The organism is Arthrobacter agilis (genome assembly GCF_006494655.1).
Taxonomy (GTDB): Bacteria; Actinomycetota; Actinomycetes; order Actinomycetales; family Micrococcaceae; genus Arthrobacter_D; species Arthrobacter_D agilis.
Map to the genome: position 1 here is coordinate 115,030 of NZ_VHIM01000008.1, position 18,337 is coordinate 133,366.

The following is an 18,337-nucleotide window of genomic DNA, read 5'->3' on the forward strand; positions in this document are numbered from 1 at the left end:
CATGACCCGTGCGGGTCGCCCGCATCATCCACATGGAGGAGACAGTCGTGTCACAGCACCCGAGCACCGCTCGCCTGCACGGCGAGTTCAAGACGCCCGGCGGGAAGCTTACCGCCGTGGACCTGACCGTCCGCGAGGGGCGACTGGCCGACGTCTCGGTCAACGGGGACTTCTTCCTCGAGCCGGACGAAGCGCTGCTCGACATCAATGCGGCCCTGGAGGGACTCCCCGCGGACACCGCACCCGGCGAGATCGCCGCCGCCGTGAGGGCGCACCTGGATCCGTCCGCCGTCCTCTTCGGCTTCTCCCCGGAAGCCATCGCCACAGCCGTCCGCCGGGCGCTCGGCCGTGCGACGGGTTTCGCCGATCACCCGTGGGAGATCATCTCCCCGACGCCGCTCTCCACGGCGATGCACGTGGCGATGGACGAGGTGCTCACGCAGGATGTCGGTGCCGGGCGCCGGAATCCCACCCTGCGGTTCTGGGAGTGGCAGTCACCCTCCGTGGTGATCGGCAGCTTCCAGTCGATGCGCAACGAGGTGGATCCCGAGGGTGCGGAGCGCCACGGCGTGACCGTGGTCCGGCGGATCAGCGGGGGAGGGGCCATGTTCATGGAACACGGCAATGCCATCACATACTCGCTGTACGTCCCGCAATCCATCGTCGACGGCATGAGCTTCGCCGACTCCTACCCGTTCCTGGACGCCTGGGTCATGGAGGCGCTCGAGAAACTGGGCATCAGGGCCTGGTACCAGCCCCTCAACGACATCGCGACCGATCTCGGGAAGATCGGCGGTGCCGCGCAGAAAAGACTCGCGAACGGCGGCATGCTGCACCACGTCACCATGAGCTACGACATCGACGCCGACAAGATGCTCGAGGTGCTGCGCATCGGCAAGGAGAAGATGTCCGACAAGGGAACGCGCAGCGCGAAGAAACGGGTGGATCCGCTCCGACGCCAGACCGGCATCACGCGTGAGGAGATCATCGGCGTGATGATCGCGACCTTCCGGCAGCGCTACGGTGCGGTGGACGCGACGCTCTCCGAGGACGACCTCCGCCGTGCCGAGGAGCTCGTGGAGAAGAAGTTCGGCACGGAGGACTGGCTCTACCGCGTGCCCTGAGCCTGGGCTCGCAGCGACCGCAGCAGGTGGTCGCGCTCCTCCACGATGATCCGGCGCAGCGCTGCCGGCGCCTCCGGGTTGGCGACGAGCCACCGGTCGGTCTGCCCGATGACAGGATGGGAGTCCGGCTCGCCGTCGACGTCCTGCTGGCCGGGGTACAGCCCGCGGACGATCCGGCTGGCCATCTCGATGCCCCGGGTCGCCCAGACCTGGCGGAGCATGGCGAAGTACGGCTCCTCGTACTCCTCGAGGAGATCCCGGGAACCGAGCATGAACCCTTCGATGGCGGCGCTCAGCAGCTCGTTCGAGAGCCGGTCACCGCCGACCGCCTCGTTCCAGGTCGCCCGCTTGATGCCGGGGTCCGGGATCGCGGCCGAGGCGAGCGTGAAGCGGACCCGTCCCGATGCCGTCGCGTCGGCGCTCCTCTCGGCCTCCAGCTCGCCGGGCAGCACGCGCTGCTGCGCTGCGAGGCCCTGCAGGATGAGCCAGCGCAGTTCCGCGTCGAGGCGGAGGCCGGCAACGGTCTCGCTCCCGTCCAGGAGCAGCCGGACATGGTCCGCCGCCTCGGGCGAGGTCCGAGCGGCAGCTGCGAGCGCACGCGCCCAGGCGAGCTGCAGATCGGAGGCCGCTTCTGCACCCTGGAGCCCGTTCCACAGGAAGTCGGCCATCTGCCGGCGGAGCACGGGCCGCTGCCCGGCGGGCGCGAAGCTCTCGGTCGCGGTGCGGAGATTGGCGAGCAGGACCTGGAGCACTCCCACTCCGGTCTCGGCGGGCGCGGCGAGCATCGCGGCGGCGACGAAGTCGGCGACGGGAAGGGCGGCGTCCCTCGTGCTCGACCACAGCGCGGTCAGGCAGGTCGCGCGGGCCAGCGGATCCTGCAGGCGGTGGATCGACGTCAGAAGGGTCCGGAGGGAGTGCGGATCGAAGGAGAGCTTGGCGTAGGTGAGGTCGTCGTCGTTCACCAGGAGCAGATCGGGTTGCCGCACACCCGTCAGCGCCGGCACCGGGGTGGAACGTCCGTCCACGGTCACGGCCTCCGATCCGGTGCGGACGAGCCAACCGGCATCGTCGACGGTGTAGAGACCCACGCGGACCCGGTGGGGCCGCGGCTGATCGAGTCCCGTGACGGGATCCGAGGCGTCCTGCACCAGGCTCACGTCCCGGAGGACGCCGTCCTCCACGGTCACCTCGGCGCGCAGCGCGGGGACGCCGGAGGTCCGCAGCCATGATTCGGACCAGGCCGTCAGGTCCTGCCCCGTCGCCTCGGTCAGCACCTCGAGGAGGTCGGCCAGCGTGGTGTTCCCGTATTCGTGCTTCCGGAAGTACCGGCGGGCGGCCGCCGTGAAGGCGTCCCGACCCACGAAGGCCACCAGCTGCTTCAGGACCGATGCGCCTTTCGCGTAGGTGATGCCGTCGAAGTTCTGCTTCGCCGCCTCGAGATCGGGGATGTCCGCGACGATGGGGTGCGTCGTCGGCAGCTGGTCCTGGACGTAGGCCCAGGACTTGCGCCGGTTGGCGAAACTGACCCACGAGGTGCTCCACCGCGTGGCCTCCGCGACCGCGAGCGCGCCCATGTAATCGGCGAAGGACTCCTTCAGCCAGAGGTCGTCCCACCACGTCATGGTGACCAGGTCGCCGAACCACATGTGCGCCATCTCGTGCATGATGGTGTTCGCGCGCGCCTCGCGCTGCGCGTCCGTGGCCGCCGACTGGAACACGTAGGACTCCGTGAACGTGACGAGTCCGGGGTTCTCCATGGCGCCGAGGTTGTATTCCGGGACGAATGCCTGGTCGTACTTGCCGAAGGGGTAGGGATAGTCGAAAAGGTCGTGGAAGAAGTCGAGGCCGCGTTTCGTGGTGTCGAAGATCTCCGGCGCATCGAAGGACGGCGCGAGGGAGCGGCGGCAGAAGAGGGCCAGGGGGACCTCGAGGCCTTCTCCGGCCGTCCCGGGCGCACCGGTCCACGAGTCGGTCTCGCAGTGGTACGGGCCGGCAAGGATGGTGGTGATGTAGGTGGAGATGCGCTCGGTCGGTGCGAAGGTCCAGCGCGATGCCGTGCCCGAAACCTGCTCCCTGGCGCTCTCGATCCCGTTGGAGGCGACCGTCCAGTCGCTGGGCGCCAGGACGCTGAACGAGAAGGACGCCTTCAGGTCCGGCTGCTCGAAGGTGGCGAAGACGCGGCGCGCGTCTGCGGGCTCGTACTGCGTGTAGAGGTAGGTCTCCCCGTCGGCGGGATCGACGAATCGATGGAGCCCTTCGCCACTGGAGCTGTAGAGCGCCTCGCCGGTGACCGTCACCGTGTTCCGCCCGGCGAGTGCCTCGAGGCGGATCCGGGCTCCCTCCCGGACCGCGGAGGTGTCGAGGGCCGTTCCGTTGAGCTCCACCGCGGTGACGTCGCCGATGAAGTCGAGGAAGGTCGAGGCTCCCGGTTCCCGGCAGGTGAAGACCACGGTGGTGGTGGTCCGGTAGGTCCTTTCCCGGGCGTCGCGCGCTTCCGAGAGGTCCAGTTCGACGGCGTAGGTCTCGGTCCGCAGCAGCGCCGATCGGGCGGCCGCCTCGTCCCGGCTCAGGTTCTCGTTCTCCATCCGGCCATTCAACCATGCGCCCGACGGCGGTTCCCGCGCCTGTTTCCGGGAGGTTAACGGCGGCTGCGGCGGCGTGTACGGCTGTGTTCGGCGGGGACATCCATGGCACTGTTGACCCATGTCCGAGCTCTTCGCTGACTATGCAGCCGCCGCCCGCAAGACGCCCGCGTTCGACGAGATGTTCGACGCCGCACATCTGCCGCGCACCGAGTACGGGCAGGTGGCGGCAGCCCTGGACGAACTGAACCTCGCGGATGTCACGGCGCGGGCGGACTCCATGGCGAGGACGTTCCTCGACCGCGGCGTGACCTTCGATTTCGCCGGCGAGGAGCGTCCCTTCCCGCTCGACATCGTTCCGCGGGTCATCGCCGGTGACGACTGGGACGTCCTGGAGCGCGGTGTGGCCCAGCGCGTCCGCGCCCTCGAGGCGTTCCTCGGCGATGTGTACGACAAGATGGCCGTGGTGTCCGACGGCGTGATCCCGCGCCGGCTCATCACCTCCAGTGCGCATTTCCACCGCGAGGTCGCGGGGTTCGCGCCGGCCGGGGGAGTCCGCGTGCACATCTCCGGCATCGACGTCGTCCGGGACCAGCAGGGGACGTTCCGGGTGCTCGAGGACAACGTCAGGGTGCCGAGCGGTGTCAGCTACGTGCTCGAGAACCGCCGGGCCATGGCCAAGGGCCTGCCGGAGGCCTTCGGCCAGCAGCACATCCGACCGGTCGAGGAGTATCCGCGGAGGCTCCTCGCGGCCCTGCGGAAGACCGCGCCTCCAGGCACCGATGACCCGACCGTCGTCGTCCTGACACCGGGCGTGTTCAACTCCGCGTACTTCGAGCACACCCTGCTGGCGGGCCTCATGGGCGTCGAGCTGGTCGAGGGGCGCGACCTCATCTGTCGCGGCAACCGCGTGTACATGCGCACCACCGCGGGCGAGCAGCGCGTGGACGTCATCTACAAGCGGATCGACGACGAGTTCCTGGATCCCCTGCAGTTCCGCGCGGACTCGGTGCTCGGCTGCCCCGGCATTGTCAACGCGGCCCGGGCCGGCATGGTGACCATCGCCAACGCCGTCGGCAACGGGGTAGCCGACGACAAGCTCGTCTACACCTATGTACCCGATCTCATCCGCTACTACCTGGGCGAGGATCCGATCATCGCCAACGTGGACACCTACCGGCTGGAGGACGCTCCCGCGCGCGAGGAGGTGCTCGACCGCCTCGACGAGCTCGTCGTCAAACCCGTGGACGGCTCGGGCGGCAAGGGCCTGGTGATCGGCCCCGACGCCTCGAAGGCCGAACTCGAGGCGCTCCGCGCGCGTGTCCTCGCGGACCCGCGCGGCTGGATCGCCCAGCCGGTCCTGCAGCTCTCGACGGTGCCGACGATGTCCGGCGGCCAGTTCAGCCCCCGCCACGTGGACCTGCGCCCGTTCGCGGTGAACGACGGCGAGGACGTCTGGGTGCTGCCCGGCGGGCTCACGCGCGTCGCCATGAAGGAGGGCTCGCTGATCGTGAACTCGAGCCAGGGTGGCGGCAGCAAGGACACCTGGGTGGTCGACGGCGAGGTCCGCCGCACGGCCGACGGCCAAGGGACCGGGGAACGCTCCCCGATCCCGGTGCGCGAGCGGGTCAGTGTGTGGCCCGTCGAGACCAACTGGCAGGACAAGCAGTCGGAGCAGCAGCAGCAATGAGATGGCCCCGCTCCGCGTCACCACCGTCACCAGCATCCACCCGGGAAGGTAGGCCCCATGCTCAGCCGCATCGCTGAATCACTCTTCTGGATCGGCCGCTACGTGGAGCGGGCCGATGGCACCGCCCGCATCCTCGACGTGCACCTCGAGCGGCTCAACCAGATGCCGCTGCCCCAGCAGCGTGAGACGTCGCGCCAGTTGCTGGGGGTCATGGGGAGCCGGCCGGAGAAGGACGAGATCGATCTCTCGGACCTCCTCCAGGAGCTCGCCTACAACAGGACGAGCGCGACGTCGATCGCGGGTGCTCTCGGCGCCGCACGGGAGAACGCGCGGCGTGCCCGGGAGACGGTCTCCAGCAGCGTCTGGGAGAGCCTGAACACCACCTGGTACGGGCTCACGCAGCACCGGAAGGACGTCGTCGGGACCTACCGCTTCTGCCACTGGGTCGTGGAGCGGACAGCGATGGTGCGGGGGCTCTCGGACACCACCATGAGCCACGACGAATCGTGGCAGTTCCTGGTGCTCGGCCGCAGCCTCGAGCGGGCCGACATGACGGCGCGCATGCTCTCGACGCACGACGTGCACGCCGCCGGCCTGTCCTGGGTGAACATGCTCCGCTGCGCCGGGGCCTACGAGTCCTTCCTGCGCACACGCCGGGCGTCCTTCGGCGACCAGCAGGCAGCCGAATTCCTCCTCCTGGACCGCCTGTTCCCGCGATCGATCGTCTACGCCCTGAGCGACGCCGAGAAGTGCCTCACGCAGCTCAACCCGGCGTACCAGCGCGTCGGGTTCATCAACGATGCCAGCCGGATCGTCGGACAGGCCAGGACGTTCCTGGAGTTCCACCAGACCCAGGACCTCATGTCCGAGCTACCCGAACACATGGACCGCGTGCAGAAGGCCTGCGCCAAGGCGTCCGACGCCGTGTCCCGCACATATTTTTCCCAGGCGGACGAACTCTCCTGGGTGGGAGAGGTCTCATGACACGCCTGCTGATCGAGCACCGCACCGGCTACGACTACCTGCGCCGGGTCTCGCTGTCCTACAACGAGGCACGCATGACGCCGCTCACCGACCCGCAGCAGGTGGTCCTCGAGTCCTCGCTCAAGGTGACGCCGTCCAGTGCGGCGGTGTCCACCTACCGCGACTACTGGGGCACGCGGGTGACCTCCTTCGACGTCCATGAGCCGCACGAGCACCTCGAGGTCACCGCGGTGTCCACCGTGGAGGTCAGCCGGCTGGAGCGCGTGCCGGCCCCGGAGGAGATCCTCACCTGGGAGGACCTCGCAGCGTCGAACCTCACCAACGACTTCGCGGACTCCCTCGGCCAGACCGCCCTCAGCGAACCCGACCGCGAGGTCGTCGCCCTCGCGGCCGACGCGGCGCGGGACCGGAACCCGCACGAGGCCGCACGCGCGGTCTTCGATGCGCTCCGTGCCCAGATGGACTACGTGCAGGGCGCCACCGGCGTGCAGACCGATGCACGGGACGCCTGGGCTGCGCGCAAGGGTGTCTGCCAGGATCTCGCGCACGTCGCGATCGGCGCCCTGCGCAGTCTCGGCATCCCCGCCCGGTACATCTCCGGCTATCTGCATCCCCGACGCAGTGCGGGGATCGGCGAGGCCGTGGCCGGCCAGTCCCACGCGTGGGTGGAATGGTACGACGGCGAGTGGCGGGGATGGGATCCGACCAACAGCGGGCCCGTCAGCGACTTCCACGTCTCCGTTGCACGGGGCCGGGACTACCGCGACGTCTCACCCCTGAAGGGAATCCTGTCCGGGGGCGGAGGCTCCACGCTGAACGTGACCGTCTCCATCACGCGCGTCGCTTGACGTACGGCTCGTGGCGGAACGCCGCGCCCGCGGTTCCGCCGGTGGGACGACGAAGGCCCCGGCGTGTGCAGGGGCCTTCGTCGTGGTGGCTCGGACGTGGATCAGGCCGGGATGACCTGCCCCTTGCTGACGATGGTCAGCCCCGAGTCGGTGACCGAGAAACCCCGCTCACGGTCGAGATCGGGGTCCACCCCGATACGGGCCCCAGCCGGGATCCGCACGTTCTTGTCGATGATGGCCCGACGCACCACGGCCCCGGCGCCCACGTTCACCTTGTCGAGCAGAACGCATCCCGTGACCTCGGCGGATTCCGCGATGAACACGTCGGTCGCGAGGATCGAGCTCTGCACCGCCCCACCTGAGACGACCACGCCCGCGGACACGATCGAGTCGTGGGCCTCACCCGACTGCCCCGAGGAACTGCGCACGAACTTCGCGGGAGGGGACACGCTCTGCCGGGTGTAGATAGGCCACTGCAGGTTGTAGAGATTGAAGAGCGGAAGGGGCGAGATCAGGTCCATGTTCGCGTCGTAGTACGAGTCCATGGTGCCGACGTCGCGCCAGTACTGGCGGTCGCGCTCGGTGGCGCCCGGGATGTCGTTCGTCGTGAAGTCGTACACGGCGGCGTCGTTGCGCTCCACGAAGTAGGGGATGATGTCCCCGCCCATGTCGTGTTTGGTGTCCAGGCGCGCGGCGTCGTCCTCGAGGGCCTTGAGGAGGGCATCGGTCGTGAAGACGTAGTTGCCCATCGACGCCAGGAAGCTGTCGGGGTCATCGGGCAGGCCGGGCGTGGAACTCGGCTTCTCGACGAAGGCCGCGATCCTTCCCGGATCGTCGGCGGCCGTCTCGATGACGCCGAACTGGTCCACGAGGTGCATGGGCTGCCGGACCGCCGCAACGCTGACGGACGCCCCGCTCTTCACGTGGTCGTCGACCATCTGCTCGAAGTCCATGCGGTAGACGTGGTCCGCGCCGATCACGACGACGATGTCGGGCTGGGCGTCGTGGATCAGGTTGAGGGACTGGTAGATCGCGTTCGCACTCCCGAGGAACCAGCTCTTGCCGCGCCGCTGCTGTGCAGGCACGGATGCGATGTAGTTCTGCAGCTGGGTGGACATGCGCCACGTCTCGGAGATGTGGCGGTCGAGACTGTGGGACTTGTACTGCGTCAGCACCACGATCTGGAGGTAGCCGGAGTTCACGAGATTCGACAGGGCGAAGTCGATGAGCCGGTAGCTTCCCGCGAACGGTACGGCCGGCTTGGCCCTGTCCGCGGTCAGCGGCATCAGCCGCTTGCCCTCGCCGCCCGCCAACACCACGGCCAGTACTTTCTTCGGTGCCACTTCTGACCCCCCGCTCTTCGTTGAGTGTTCTGCGTCACGACCCTCGGTCGCTCAGGCGTAGGTCCACACATCCGGAACCCTTCCGGTCACTTCACACTAGAGGACTCCGACGCACTGCACTACGTTGGGTGGGTGCGAGTAGACATTGTGACCAAGGAGTTCCCGCCCGAGATCTATGGTGGCGCGGGGGTGCACGTCGCCGAACTCAGCAGGGTCCTCGCCCCGCAGGTCGACCTCCGCGTCCACGCGTTCGGCAGGCCGCGTCCGGAGGAATACTACGGGGCGTCCGTGCTCTCCTACGGGGTCCCCGAAGGTCTCGCGCAGGCCAACGCGGCCGTCCAGACGCTGGGCACCGATCTGCAGATGCTCGAGGCCATCGGCGGGGCGGACCTCGTCCACTCGCACACCTGGTACGCGAACATGGCGGGCCACCTGTCCTCCCTCCTGCACGGGATCCCTCACGTCCTGAGCGCGCACAGCCTGGAGCCGCTCCGCCCCTGGAAGGCCGAGCAGCTCGGCGGCGGGTACGCGCTCTCCTCCTGGGTGGAGAAGACCTCCTACGAGGCCGCGGCCGCCGTGATCGCCGTGTCCGCCGGGATGCGCGCCGACATCCTCCGCAGCTACCCCGAGGTGGACCCGGGGAAGGTCCACGTGGTGCACAACGGCATCGATGTGGCCCAGTGGTCACGCGACGAGGACGACGACGCCCTGCGCGCCCACGGGATCGACCCGAACCGGCCCAGCGTCGTGTTCGTGGGGCGCAACACCCGCCAGAAGGGCGTGCCGTACCTCCTGCGCGCGGCCGCCCGGCTGCCGTCCGAGGTCCAGCTGGTGCTCTGCCTGGGCGCAGCGGACACGCCCGAACTTGCTGCAGAGACCGAGGTCCTCATCGCCGCACTGCGGGAGCAGCGCGGCGAGGACCGATCGGTCATCCTCATCGAGAGGATGCTGCCCCGGCGCGAGGTCGTCCAGATCCTGAGCCACGCCACCGTCTTCGCCTGCCCCTCGATCTACGAACCCCTCGGGATCGTCAACCTCGAGGCGATGGCGTGCGGTGCGGCGGTGGTGGCCTCTGCCACCGGCGGCATCCCCGAGGTCATCGACGACGGCGTCACCGGCACCCTCGTTCCGCTCGAGCAGGTGCAGGACGGGACGGGGACGCCGCTCGATCCCGAGCGGTTCGTGAGCGACTTCGCCGCCGCGCTGAACGCGCTGGTCGGTGATCCCGCGAGGGCCTCGGCGATGGGTGTCGCCGGTCGGGAAAGGGCCGAACGCCACTTCGACTGGGGGTCCATCGCGGAGACGACCCTCGGCGTCTACCGGAGCGTCCTCTAGGCGGACACCGCGGGACGGGGCCCCTCACGTCAGCTCGGTGACGAAACCCAGGACATTCCCGTCAGGATCGGTGAGCTCGAAGAAGTCGACGGCGCCCTCGAAGCGCTGCACCTCGGACACGGTGAGCCCCTTGTCAGCGAGTGCGGCCCGCTCGGCGGCTGCGTCCTCCACGCTCACGGCGACGGTGATGCCTGCCTGGCCGGCCTGCTCCGGATCGTGGGTGAGCTGGAGCCAGAAGGGCCCCAGGTCGAATTCGACGAGTCCCTCCACCGGCACCTGGACGGGCTCTGCGAGCGAGAGCGCCGAACGGTACCAGACGACGGCAGCATCGAGGTCGCGAACGGGGAGGCAGACGGTGACGGCTGTCGCTTTCATGCCAGCACCGTAGCAGGGCCCGGAGGGGCGGAGAAGGCCGTGGTGGCCCTTCCCGCCCCCGGGGGTCCGACGACTAGGACGCGCGGGCGGCCCTCTTGGCCTTCTTCGCCTTCCTGTCCTTCGCTGCGCGCGCCAGGAGGGTCTTCTCGTCGATCGGCGCAGCACCGGAGGCTCGCCGGCGGCGCATGTACTCGGCGGCCTCCTCCTGGCGTCGGTCCTCGACACCCGTGGCGATGGCTGAACGGAGGTGCTCCTGGCCGTAGCCGAAGGCCTCGACGAGATCGAGGGCGTGCGGCGTGATTTTCACCAGGAGCCGGTTGATGTAGCCGTCGAGGGTTCGGGCGCGCTGGGACGACAGGCGCCCGTTCATGAGGAACCAGGCGAGGTCCTTCTCGATGAGGCAGAGACCGAAGAGATCCCGGAGGCGTGTCAGGACCTCCCGCGTCCCCGCGTCCCCGATGCCCTTCAGGCCCCGCGTGAAGGCCTCCCACTGCAGCAGCTCGGCGTGCGCGTGGGCCACCTCGATGAGCTCGTTCTGGTGCTGGTTGAAGAGCGCCGCTGCTTTCTCCTGCGACATGCCCTTCGCTCCACGGAGCACGGCGGCGAGCTCGGCCACGCGGGTCTGTACGCGATCCGACAGCAGGTCGTGCTGGGTGGACTCGTCTCGCAGGGCGATCGCCGATTTCTTGCCCGACCCGGAGTCCGCGACGGTCTGGGCCACCCTGCGGAGCCCTGAACGGTGCAGGGTCTTCCCGGCGGCCTTGGACACCGCGTAGCGGGCGAGGACACCGAAGTCGACCCCCTTGAACTCCTTCGCGTAGTCCGTCAGGAGACGCTTGGCGACGAGCTGCAGCAGCACCGTGTTGTCGCCCTCGAAGGTCACGTACACGTCGAGGTCGGCGCGCAGTGAGGCGAACCGGTTCTCGATGAGGAAGCCCTGACCGCCGGTGGCCTCCCTGCACTCCTGCAGGGTGTCCAGGGCGAGCCAGGTGCTCAGGGGCTTGAGAGCTGCGGCAAGCGTCTCCAGGTCCTGGCGGTCCTCGTCGGAGTCATGGGCGCCCGAGAAGACGTCGTCGAACTTCTCGAGGAGTTCCTCATGCGCGAAGGCTGCCGCATAGGTCGCGGCGAGGCGCGGCAGCAGCCGGCGCTGGTGCCGCTGGTAGTCCATCAGCACCTCTTCCTTGAGGTCCGAGGACGCATTGAACTGGCGGCGCTGCGTCGAGTAGGTGATGGCCGCCGTCAGCGCGAGCTTGCTCGCGGCCACCGCGGCGCCGTCCAGGGAGACGCGACCCTGCACCAGCGTGCCGAGCATGGTGAAGAAGCGCCGGCCGGGGGAGGCGATGGGCGACGTGTAGGAACCGTCTTCGGCGACGTCGCCGTAGCGGTTCAGCAGGTTGGTGCGCGGGACCCGCACGTTGGTGAAGTGCAGGCGGCCGTTGTCGATCCCGTTGAGCCCGCCCTTGATGCCGTCGTCCTCGCCGCCCACGCCGGGCCTGAACGAGCCGTCCGCGTTCCGCAGCTCCACGTAGAGACCGTGCACTCCGTGGTTCACGCCGTTGGTGATGAGCTGGGCGAAGACGACGGCGGCGCGTCCGTCGATGGCGCCGTTGCCGATGTAGTCCTTCCAGGCGGCGCGGAACGGAGTGTCGATGACGAACTCGTCGGTCGAGGCGTCGAACGTCGCTGTCGTGGCGATGCTTGCGACATCGCTCCCGTGGCCGGTCTCCGTCATCGCGAAGCAGCCCGGGATCTCCATGTTCATGATGCCCGGGAGCCATGCCTCGTGGTGCCTGGCGGTCCCCAGGTGCATGACGGCGGACCCGAACAGGCCCCACTGGACCCCTGCCTTGATCTGCAGTGAGGGGTCGGCGACGACCAGCTCCTCGAAACCGGCGATGTTTCCGCCGTGGTCGTCGTTGCCGCCGAACGCGACCGGGAAGGCACGGTGCACGGCCTGCTGTTCCACCAGGTAGTGCAGCTGGTCGAAGCAGCGCAGACGATGATCGTGGTGCGTGAGGCCCTCGATCTTGTGCAGCTCCGGGCGGCCGGCGAGTTCGCGGGCCACGCGACGCACGTCCGCCCACTTGCCGAGGAGCAGTTCGCCGAGTTCCGCTGTATCCACGGCTGCCCGTTCGTTGTCCTCGATGTCCACCGTGGCGGGAATCTGCTGGGGCCTGGAGATGGTCTGGGTCATGGTGTGTCCTTCGCTGGTCGGCGGGTCCGGGCGGGAGTCGGAGGAGTGGAGGGAGTGATCGTCTCGTAGCGGCTGATGCCGTCGAAGAGCCAGGCCGTGATGTGGCGGGCCATCTGCTCCTCGGTCGGCTTGCCGGGAGTGTCCGGGGTGGCGAGCCAGTGTTCGCCGGCTGCACGGACCATGCCGATGGCGGCCGCGGGCCAGTACTCGGGAGCGGCGTCGTCAGGGCCCGCGGGCCGCTCGGGGGAGAGGAGGTAGGCGCGCATGGGGCGGGACACCATCTCGGTGACGGCGGACAGGAAGTGGGCGAGTGTGTCCTGGGCGCCGTCGTCGTGCGCGCCCGACTCGGTGATACCGACCCGCGTGACGAAGGCATAGACGTTCGGGGAGGTCCGTGCCATCTGCAGGTAGGCGAGGACCATGGACTGCAGGCCCTCGCGGGGAGTGGTGGCTGCCTTCGCGGCGTCCAGCACCTTCTGCTGCATCTGGAGGATGACCACCTCGGCCACGGCCCGCTGCAGCCCCGTCTTGTCACCGAAGTAGCGGTAGTACACGGATTTGGACGTATCGGCCGCGGCAGCGATGTCCTCCATCGAGGCACCGGGACCGAGGGCGTCGATGGCACGCCTCGCGGTCCGGATGAGAGCCCTGCGCCGCTCCGCGCGGTGCTCCTCCCAGCGGCTGGACCGTCCGTCGGCGACGGACGGCGCGCCGTCGGACTCCTGGCGGGAGACGCCCTTCAGGGCAGCGGCGAGCTTCATGATACCCAGCGTATCAGGTACGGTAGGTATCGGTAATCCACCCTCTCGGACCAGGAGTTGTTCCATGGCAGATCAGGCCGGCACGCAGAATGCTGCCCCGTCACCCCGCACGGCAGTCGTCATCGGCGGCAACCGCATCCCCTTCGCCCGGGCAGGCGGCGCGTACGCCTACTCGTCCAACCGGGACATGCTCATCGCAGCGCTCGACGGGCTTGTGGCGCGCTTCGGGCTGCAGGGGGAGCGGATCGGTGAAGTCGCCGCGGGCGCCGTGCTCAAGCACTCCCGGGACTTCAACCTGACCCGCGAGGCCGTGCTCGGTTCCGCGCTGTCTCCGGCGACACCCGCCTACGACCTCCAGCAGGCCTGTGCCACGGGACTCGAGACCGTCGTGGGGCTGTCCAACAAGATCAAGCTCGGGCAGATAGAGTCCGGGATCGCGGGCGGCGTCGATTCCGCCTCGGATGCACCGATCGCCGTGAGCGAGGGCCTGCGCCGCGCGCTCCTCGATCTCTCACGCGCGAAGACCACCCAGCAGAAGATCCGTATCCTCAGCAAGCTCCGTCCGAGGGACCTCTCGCCCAACGCCCCGGGAACGGGCGAGCCCCGCACGGGTCTCTCCATGGGGGAGCACCAGGCCATCACCACCGCCGCCTGGCAGATCACGCGCGAAGCGCAGGACGACCTCGCCTACCGCAGCCACCAGAACCTCGCGGCGGCCTTCGAGCGGGACTTCTTCTCGGATCTCATGACGCCGTATCGCGGACTCACGCGCGACGCGAATCTCCGCGCCGACACATCGCTCGAGAAGCTGGCGACCCTGAAGCCCGTCTTCGGCACGGGCCTCGACACCCCGGCGACCATGACGGCCGGCAACTCGACGCCGCTGACGGACGGCGCCGCCGTCGTCCTGCTCGGCAGTGAGGAGTATGCGCGGACCAACAACCTGCCCATGCTGGCGAACGTCGTGGACGCCGAAGCGGCAGCCGTGGACTTCGTGCACGGGGAGGAGGGCCTGCTCATGGCGCCGGTCCATGCGATGCCACGCCTCCTCGAGCGCAATGGCCTGACCTTCGACGACTTCGACTTCTTCGAGATCCACGAGGCCTTCGCCGGCACCGTCCTCAGCTCGATCGCCGCGTGGGAGGACGAGGACTACTGCACGCGCGTCCTCGGTCTCGACGGCGCGCTCGGGAGCATCGACCGGTCCAGGCTCAACGTCCACGGCTCATCCCTCGCCACCGGACATCCCTTCGCGGCGACGGGTGGACGGATCGTCGCGTCCCTCGGGAAGACGCTCTCCGAACAGGGTGGCCGCGGGCTGATCTCCGTCTGCGCCGCCGGTGGGCAGGGCGTCGTGGCGATTCTCGAGGCGAGGAACTGATGGCCGATACCTACCTGAACCTGGTCAACTCACCCCTGCCCGCGAGGATCGCCAAGGCGCTCGGGCTTCCCCGGCCCTCCGTGCTCCGCCGGTACACCGAGGGAGAAGTCCTCGCACCGCACCCCGTCCTCGTCGCCGGAGCAGGGGCGGGGGCCGATGCGCTCGCCGAGGTGCTGCTCGGCTGGGACATCGAGGTGCGGCGCCACGTGCTGCCCGGGGAGGCGCTGAGCGCAGCCGTCGTCGTCCTGGACGCAGCGACAGAGCCCGCCGAGCTCGCCGCTCCCATGCTCGAACTGGGACAGGCCGTGCGGCTGCTGGTGCCCGGCGGACGCGTGGTCGGCGTCCTCCGCTCGGTCGCGGACGCGTCCGGTCCCGCGGAGGCCGCAGCCCGGCAGGGGATCGACGGGGCGCTCCGATCCGTCGCGCACGAGCTGCGCGCAGGCGCGACGGCGAACGGCATCATCCTGCGGGGAGAGGCAACGACGACGGACGCCGCCACCCTCGCGGCCCTGCGCTTCTTCCTCTCGGGCAGGAGCGCGTACGTAGACGGCCAGTTCATCGAGGTGTCCGCGGTCCCGACAGGGAGCGTCACGGACCTGGCCGCCGCCACCGCTGCGGCCGGCGAGGGCGTGTCCGATCAGCCCCTGGCCGGGAAGACCGCGGTGGTCACGGGGGCGGCCCGCGGTATCGGGGCCGAGATTGCACGCGTGCTGGCCCGGGAGGGGGCGCGCGTCGTCGCCGTCGATGTCCCAGCCGCCGGTGAGCAGCTCGCTGCGGTCGCCAACAGTGTCCGTGGGACCGCGCTGCAGCTCGACATCACGGCGCCGGAGGCCGCTGCGCGCATCCTCGACCATGTCCGGGAGCGCTTCGGGGTCCTCGACATCGTGGTGCACAACGCCGGAATCACCCGCGACAAGCTGCTCGCCAACATGGACGCGGCCCGCTGGGACTCGGTGATCGCGGTCAACATCGCCTCGCAGCTTCGGATGAACGAGCAGTTCCTCGCCTCTGACGCCTTCTCGGACACGGGCCGGATCATCAGCCTGGCCTCGACGAGCGGGATCGCCGGCAACCGTGGGCAGAGCAACTATGCGGCGTCCAAGGCGGGCGTGATCGGCATGGTGCGTGCCCAAGCGGCCGGCTTCGAGGGCACCGGTCGTACCATCAACGCGGTGGCCCCCGGGTTCATCGAGACCGACATGACGGCCAGGATCCCGCCACTCACGCGCCAGGTGGCGCGGCGCCTCAGCAGCCTCCAGCAGGGCGGCCTCCCCGTGGATGTCGCGGAGACCGTCGCCTTCCTCGCCGCCGCTGCCGCTGCCGGCATCAACGGGCAGGTGGTCCGCGTGTGCGGCCAAAACCTGGTCGGCGCGTGAGCGGGGACGCAGCCGGCCTCGTGCAGCTGACGGATGTGCCCGATCTCGGGGGCCTCTACCGCCGGGCGATCGGCCTGGCCCTGCGCCGTCGCGTGACCCGCCGAACCGTGCCGCCGACCCTCCCGGACGCACGGCACGGCGTGACCGGCGTGCGGGTGGACCTGGCGGACCTGACCCGGTTCCAGCAGTTCCTCGGCTCCGCGGTGCTCGACCGCGTGCCCTCGGCCTATCTGCACACGATCGCGTTCCCCGTGGCGATGAGCGTGCTCGCACGGCCCGACTTCCCGATGCCACTGCTCGGCCTGGTGCACCTCCGCAACGAGGTGCACCAGGACCGCCAGGTCGGGGCTTCCGAGCTGCTCGACGTCGTGGCCTGGAGCGAGGACCTCCGGCCGCACGCGGCGGGCGCTCAATTCGACCTCGTGACCGAGATCAGCGTCGGTGGGCACCGGGTCTGGTGTGGGCGCTCCGTGTACCTGGCCCGGGGTATCCGCCTCGAGCCGTCGCACTCGCGCCCTGCAGGGGAGGACCGCCCGGCGTTCGTTCCTCCCGTGCGGACGGGCGTGTGGCGTCTCGATGCGGCAACGGGCAGGCACTACGCGGCCGTGTCGGGGGACTGGAACCCGATCCACCTGAGCGGGCCGTCGGCCAGGGCGTTGGGCATGAAAGGGGCGATCGCCCACGGCATGTATCTCGCCGCGCGCATGGTGGACGAGGCCGTGCCCGCTCCGACGGGTGCCCTGTCCTGGCGGATCGACTTCGCAACACCGGTGCTCCTGCCCGGATCCGTGACGACGGCGTTCCTCGCCGTGCCCGGCGGGATGGACGGCGGCGGGCTGGACGGCGGCGGGGCCGCGGGACCCCGGACCGACGTCGTCGGGTGGGACGCGAAACGCCGCCGGCCGCACTTCACGGGCTGGGTCCGCGCGGAATAGTCGTGTACAGGAAGGGCCCTGCCCAGAGAGCCGGTGGGCAGGAGAGGCTGTTCCCTACGGAGACCAGCCCTCTCCTGCCGTCCCCGCCGGACGGCCGGCGCGGCGCACCCGCGGTCCTAGACTGGGGCGATGACCGGCACCACCATCGCTGACAGGGCGGCCGAGCTCGACGCCGCCGACCCGCTCGCGCGCTATCGCACGCTCTTCCTCGGGACCGGGGACGATTCCGTGCTCTCCTACCTGGACGGCAATTCGCTCGGCCGGCCGCTCACGACGACGCTGGGCAGCCTCACGTCGTTCGTCGAGGGCCAGTGGGCGGGGAGGCTCATCCGGGGCTGGGACGAGGGCTGGCTGGAGCTACCCCAGCAGATCGGCGACCGGATCGGGCGGGTGGCCCTCGGTGCGGCGGCGGGGCAGTGCATCGTCGCCGACTCGACGAGCGTCCTCCTGTACAAGCTGGCGCGGGCCGCCGTGGCCGCCCGTCCCGAGCGCACCGAGATCGTGATCGACCGCGACAACTTCCCCACGGACAGGTTCATCGTCGAGGGCATAGCGCGCGAGCGGAACCTCACCGTGCGGTGGCTCGACGTGGCGTACGACGCCGGTGCGACGACCGCCGACGTCACCGCTGTCCTCGGACCGCAGACCGCCCTGGTGCTGCTCAGTCACGTGGCCTACCGCTCCGCCCACATCGCCGATGTCCCCGGCATCACCCGCGCCGCCCACGAGGCGGGGGCACTTGTCCTGTGGGACCTCAGCCATTCGGTGGGGTCCGTCCCGGCGGAGCTCGATGCGTGGGGAGTCGACTTCGCTGCGGGCTGCAGCTACAAGTACCTCAACGGGGGCCCCGGCGCCCCGGCCTGGGCGTACGTGGCCGAGCGCCACCTGCCGACGCTCGACCAGCCCATCCCGGGCTGGCTGGGCAGCGCCGACCCCTTCGCGATGGGTGGCGCGTACCGGCCCGCGGACGGTATCCGCCGGCTCGTATCCGGCACGCCACCCATCCTCGGCATGCTGGCGATGCGGGACATGCTGGACCTCCTCGAGGAAGTGGGTATGCCCGCCGTACGCCAGAAGTCGGAGCAGCTGACCGCGTTCGCCGTCGAAGCCGTCGACGAGCAGCTGGCGCAGTACGGAGTGGTGGTCGCCTCGCCGCGGACGCCCGCCGAGCGCGGTGGGCACATCACGATCGACCATCACGGGTTCGCCCGCATGGTGCCCGAGCTCTGGGCCGACGGGGTCATCCCCGACTACCGGAACCCGAACGGTATCCGCCTGGGCCTCTCACCCCTGACCACCTCCTTCGGGGAGGTCGCGCTGGCGGTCGATGCGATCGCCCGTCGGCTCGCCGCCGCAGCAGGGGCGCCCTCGTCCACGGGCGCCGTGACGACCTGAGCGGAGTGCGGCAG

The 18,337-nt window shown here is 69.6% G+C and carries 14 protein-coding genes; 9 read left to right on the forward strand and 5 right to left on the reverse strand.

Features of this window, described 5'->3' with window-relative positions:
- Positions 1 to 32 precede the first annotated feature (32 nt).
- Positions 33 to 1,124, forward strand: a complete 1,092-nt coding sequence (lplAB, locus tag FJV46_RS12955; protein ID WP_087027141.1) for a lipoate-protein ligase LplAB — start codon at positions 33 to 35, stop codon at positions 1,122 to 1,124.
- Here lplAB and pepN read toward each other — a convergent pair.
- Complete coding sequence (gene pepN / locus FJV46_RS12960; RefSeq protein ID WP_087026953.1) at positions 1,109 to 3,709, reverse strand: aminopeptidase N; 2,601 nt, start codon at positions 3,707 to 3,709, stop codon at positions 1,109 to 1,111. The genes lplAB and pepN overlap by 16 nt on opposite strands.
- Positions 3,710 to 3,827: 118 nt before the next feature.
- On the opposite strand from pepN, the gene FJV46_RS12965 reads away from it, so the two are divergent.
- The 3 genes from FJV46_RS12965 to FJV46_RS12975 are packed head-to-tail and all read left to right on the forward strand — an operon-like array spanning position 3,828 to position 7,228.
- Positions 3,828 to 5,396, forward strand: a complete 1,569-nt coding sequence (locus tag FJV46_RS12965; protein WP_087026951.1) for a circularly permuted type 2 ATP-grasp protein — start codon at positions 3,828 to 3,830, stop codon at positions 5,394 to 5,396.
- Positions 5,397 to 5,453: 57 nt separating this feature from the next.
- Complete coding sequence (locus FJV46_RS12970; RefSeq protein ID WP_087026949.1) at positions 5,454 to 6,380, forward strand: alpha-E domain-containing protein; 927 nt, start codon at positions 5,454 to 5,456, stop codon at positions 6,378 to 6,380.
- Positions 6,377 to 7,228 carry a transglutaminase family protein gene (locus FJV46_RS12975; protein ID WP_087026947.1) on the forward strand — a complete coding sequence of 284 codons (852 nt, stop codon included), beginning with the start codon at positions 6,377 to 6,379 and terminating at the stop codon, positions 7,226 to 7,228. The genes FJV46_RS12970 and FJV46_RS12975 overlap by 4 nt, the downstream gene beginning before the upstream one ends.
- Positions 7,229 to 7,329: 101 nt before the next feature.
- Here FJV46_RS12975 and glgC read toward each other — a convergent pair whose 3' ends face one another.
- A complete protein-coding gene (glgC, locus tag FJV46_RS12980; RefSeq protein WP_087026945.1) occupies positions 7,330 to 8,571 on the reverse strand; it encodes a glucose-1-phosphate adenylyltransferase in 1,242 nt (413 codons plus the stop codon).
- A gap of 132 nt (positions 8,572 to 8,703) precedes the next feature.
- Between glgC and glgA the strand changes: the two genes are divergently transcribed.
- On the forward strand, positions 8,704 to 9,906 hold the full coding sequence (gene glgA / locus FJV46_RS12985) for a glycogen synthase (RefSeq protein ID WP_087026943.1): 1,203 nt from the start codon (positions 8,704 to 8,706) through the stop codon (positions 9,904 to 9,906).
- A gap of 24 nt (positions 9,907 to 9,930) precedes the next feature.
- Here the strand turns inward: glgA and FJV46_RS12990 are convergent, their stop codons facing one another.
- From FJV46_RS12990 to FJV46_RS13000, 3 genes are all read right to left on the reverse strand, one after another.
- Complete coding sequence (locus FJV46_RS12990) at positions 9,931 to 10,281, reverse strand: VOC family protein (RefSeq protein ID WP_087026940.1); 351 nt, start codon at positions 10,279 to 10,281, stop codon at positions 9,931 to 9,933.
- A 73-nt stretch (positions 10,282 to 10,354) separates the two neighbouring features.
- Positions 10,355 to 12,475: an acyl-CoA dehydrogenase family protein gene (locus FJV46_RS12995; protein WP_087026937.1), complete on the reverse strand. Its 2,121-nt coding sequence runs from the start codon at positions 12,473 to 12,475 to the stop codon at positions 10,355 to 10,357.
- Positions 12,472 to 13,236, reverse strand: a complete 765-nt coding sequence (locus FJV46_RS13000) for a TetR/AcrR family transcriptional regulator (RefSeq protein WP_087026935.1) — start codon at positions 13,234 to 13,236, stop codon at positions 12,472 to 12,474. The genes FJV46_RS12995 and FJV46_RS13000 overlap by 4 nt, the downstream gene beginning before the upstream one ends.
- Positions 13,237 to 13,300: 64 nt before the next feature.
- Between FJV46_RS13000 and FJV46_RS13005 the strand changes: the two genes are divergently transcribed.
- The 4 genes from FJV46_RS13005 (at position 13,301) to FJV46_RS13020 (ending at position 18,323) form a co-directional block, all read left to right on the forward strand.
- Positions 13,301 to 14,617 carry an acetyl-CoA C-acetyltransferase gene (locus tag FJV46_RS13005; protein ID WP_087026933.1) on the forward strand — a complete coding sequence of 439 codons (1,317 nt, stop codon included), beginning with the start codon at positions 13,301 to 13,303 and terminating at the stop codon, positions 14,615 to 14,617.
- The gene (locus FJV46_RS13010; protein WP_087026931.1) at positions 14,617 to 15,993 is read left to right on the forward strand and encodes a 3-oxoacyl-ACP reductase; all 1,377 of its coding nucleotides are present in this window, start codon (positions 14,617 to 14,619) and stop codon (positions 15,991 to 15,993) included. The genes FJV46_RS13005 and FJV46_RS13010 overlap by 1 nt, the downstream gene beginning before the upstream one ends.
- Positions 15,990 to 16,928: a MaoC family dehydratase gene (locus FJV46_RS13015; protein WP_087026929.1), complete on the forward strand. Its 939-nt coding sequence runs from the start codon at positions 15,990 to 15,992 to the stop codon at positions 16,926 to 16,928. Before FJV46_RS13010 ends, FJV46_RS13015 begins: the two co-directional genes overlap by 4 nt.
- Before the next feature lie 129 nt (positions 16,929 to 17,057).
- Entirely contained in the window at positions 17,058 to 18,323 is a 1,266-nt protein-coding gene (locus FJV46_RS13020) for a kynureninase (protein WP_087026927.1), read from the forward strand.
- The last annotated feature ends 14 nt before the right edge of the window (positions 18,324 to 18,337 follow it).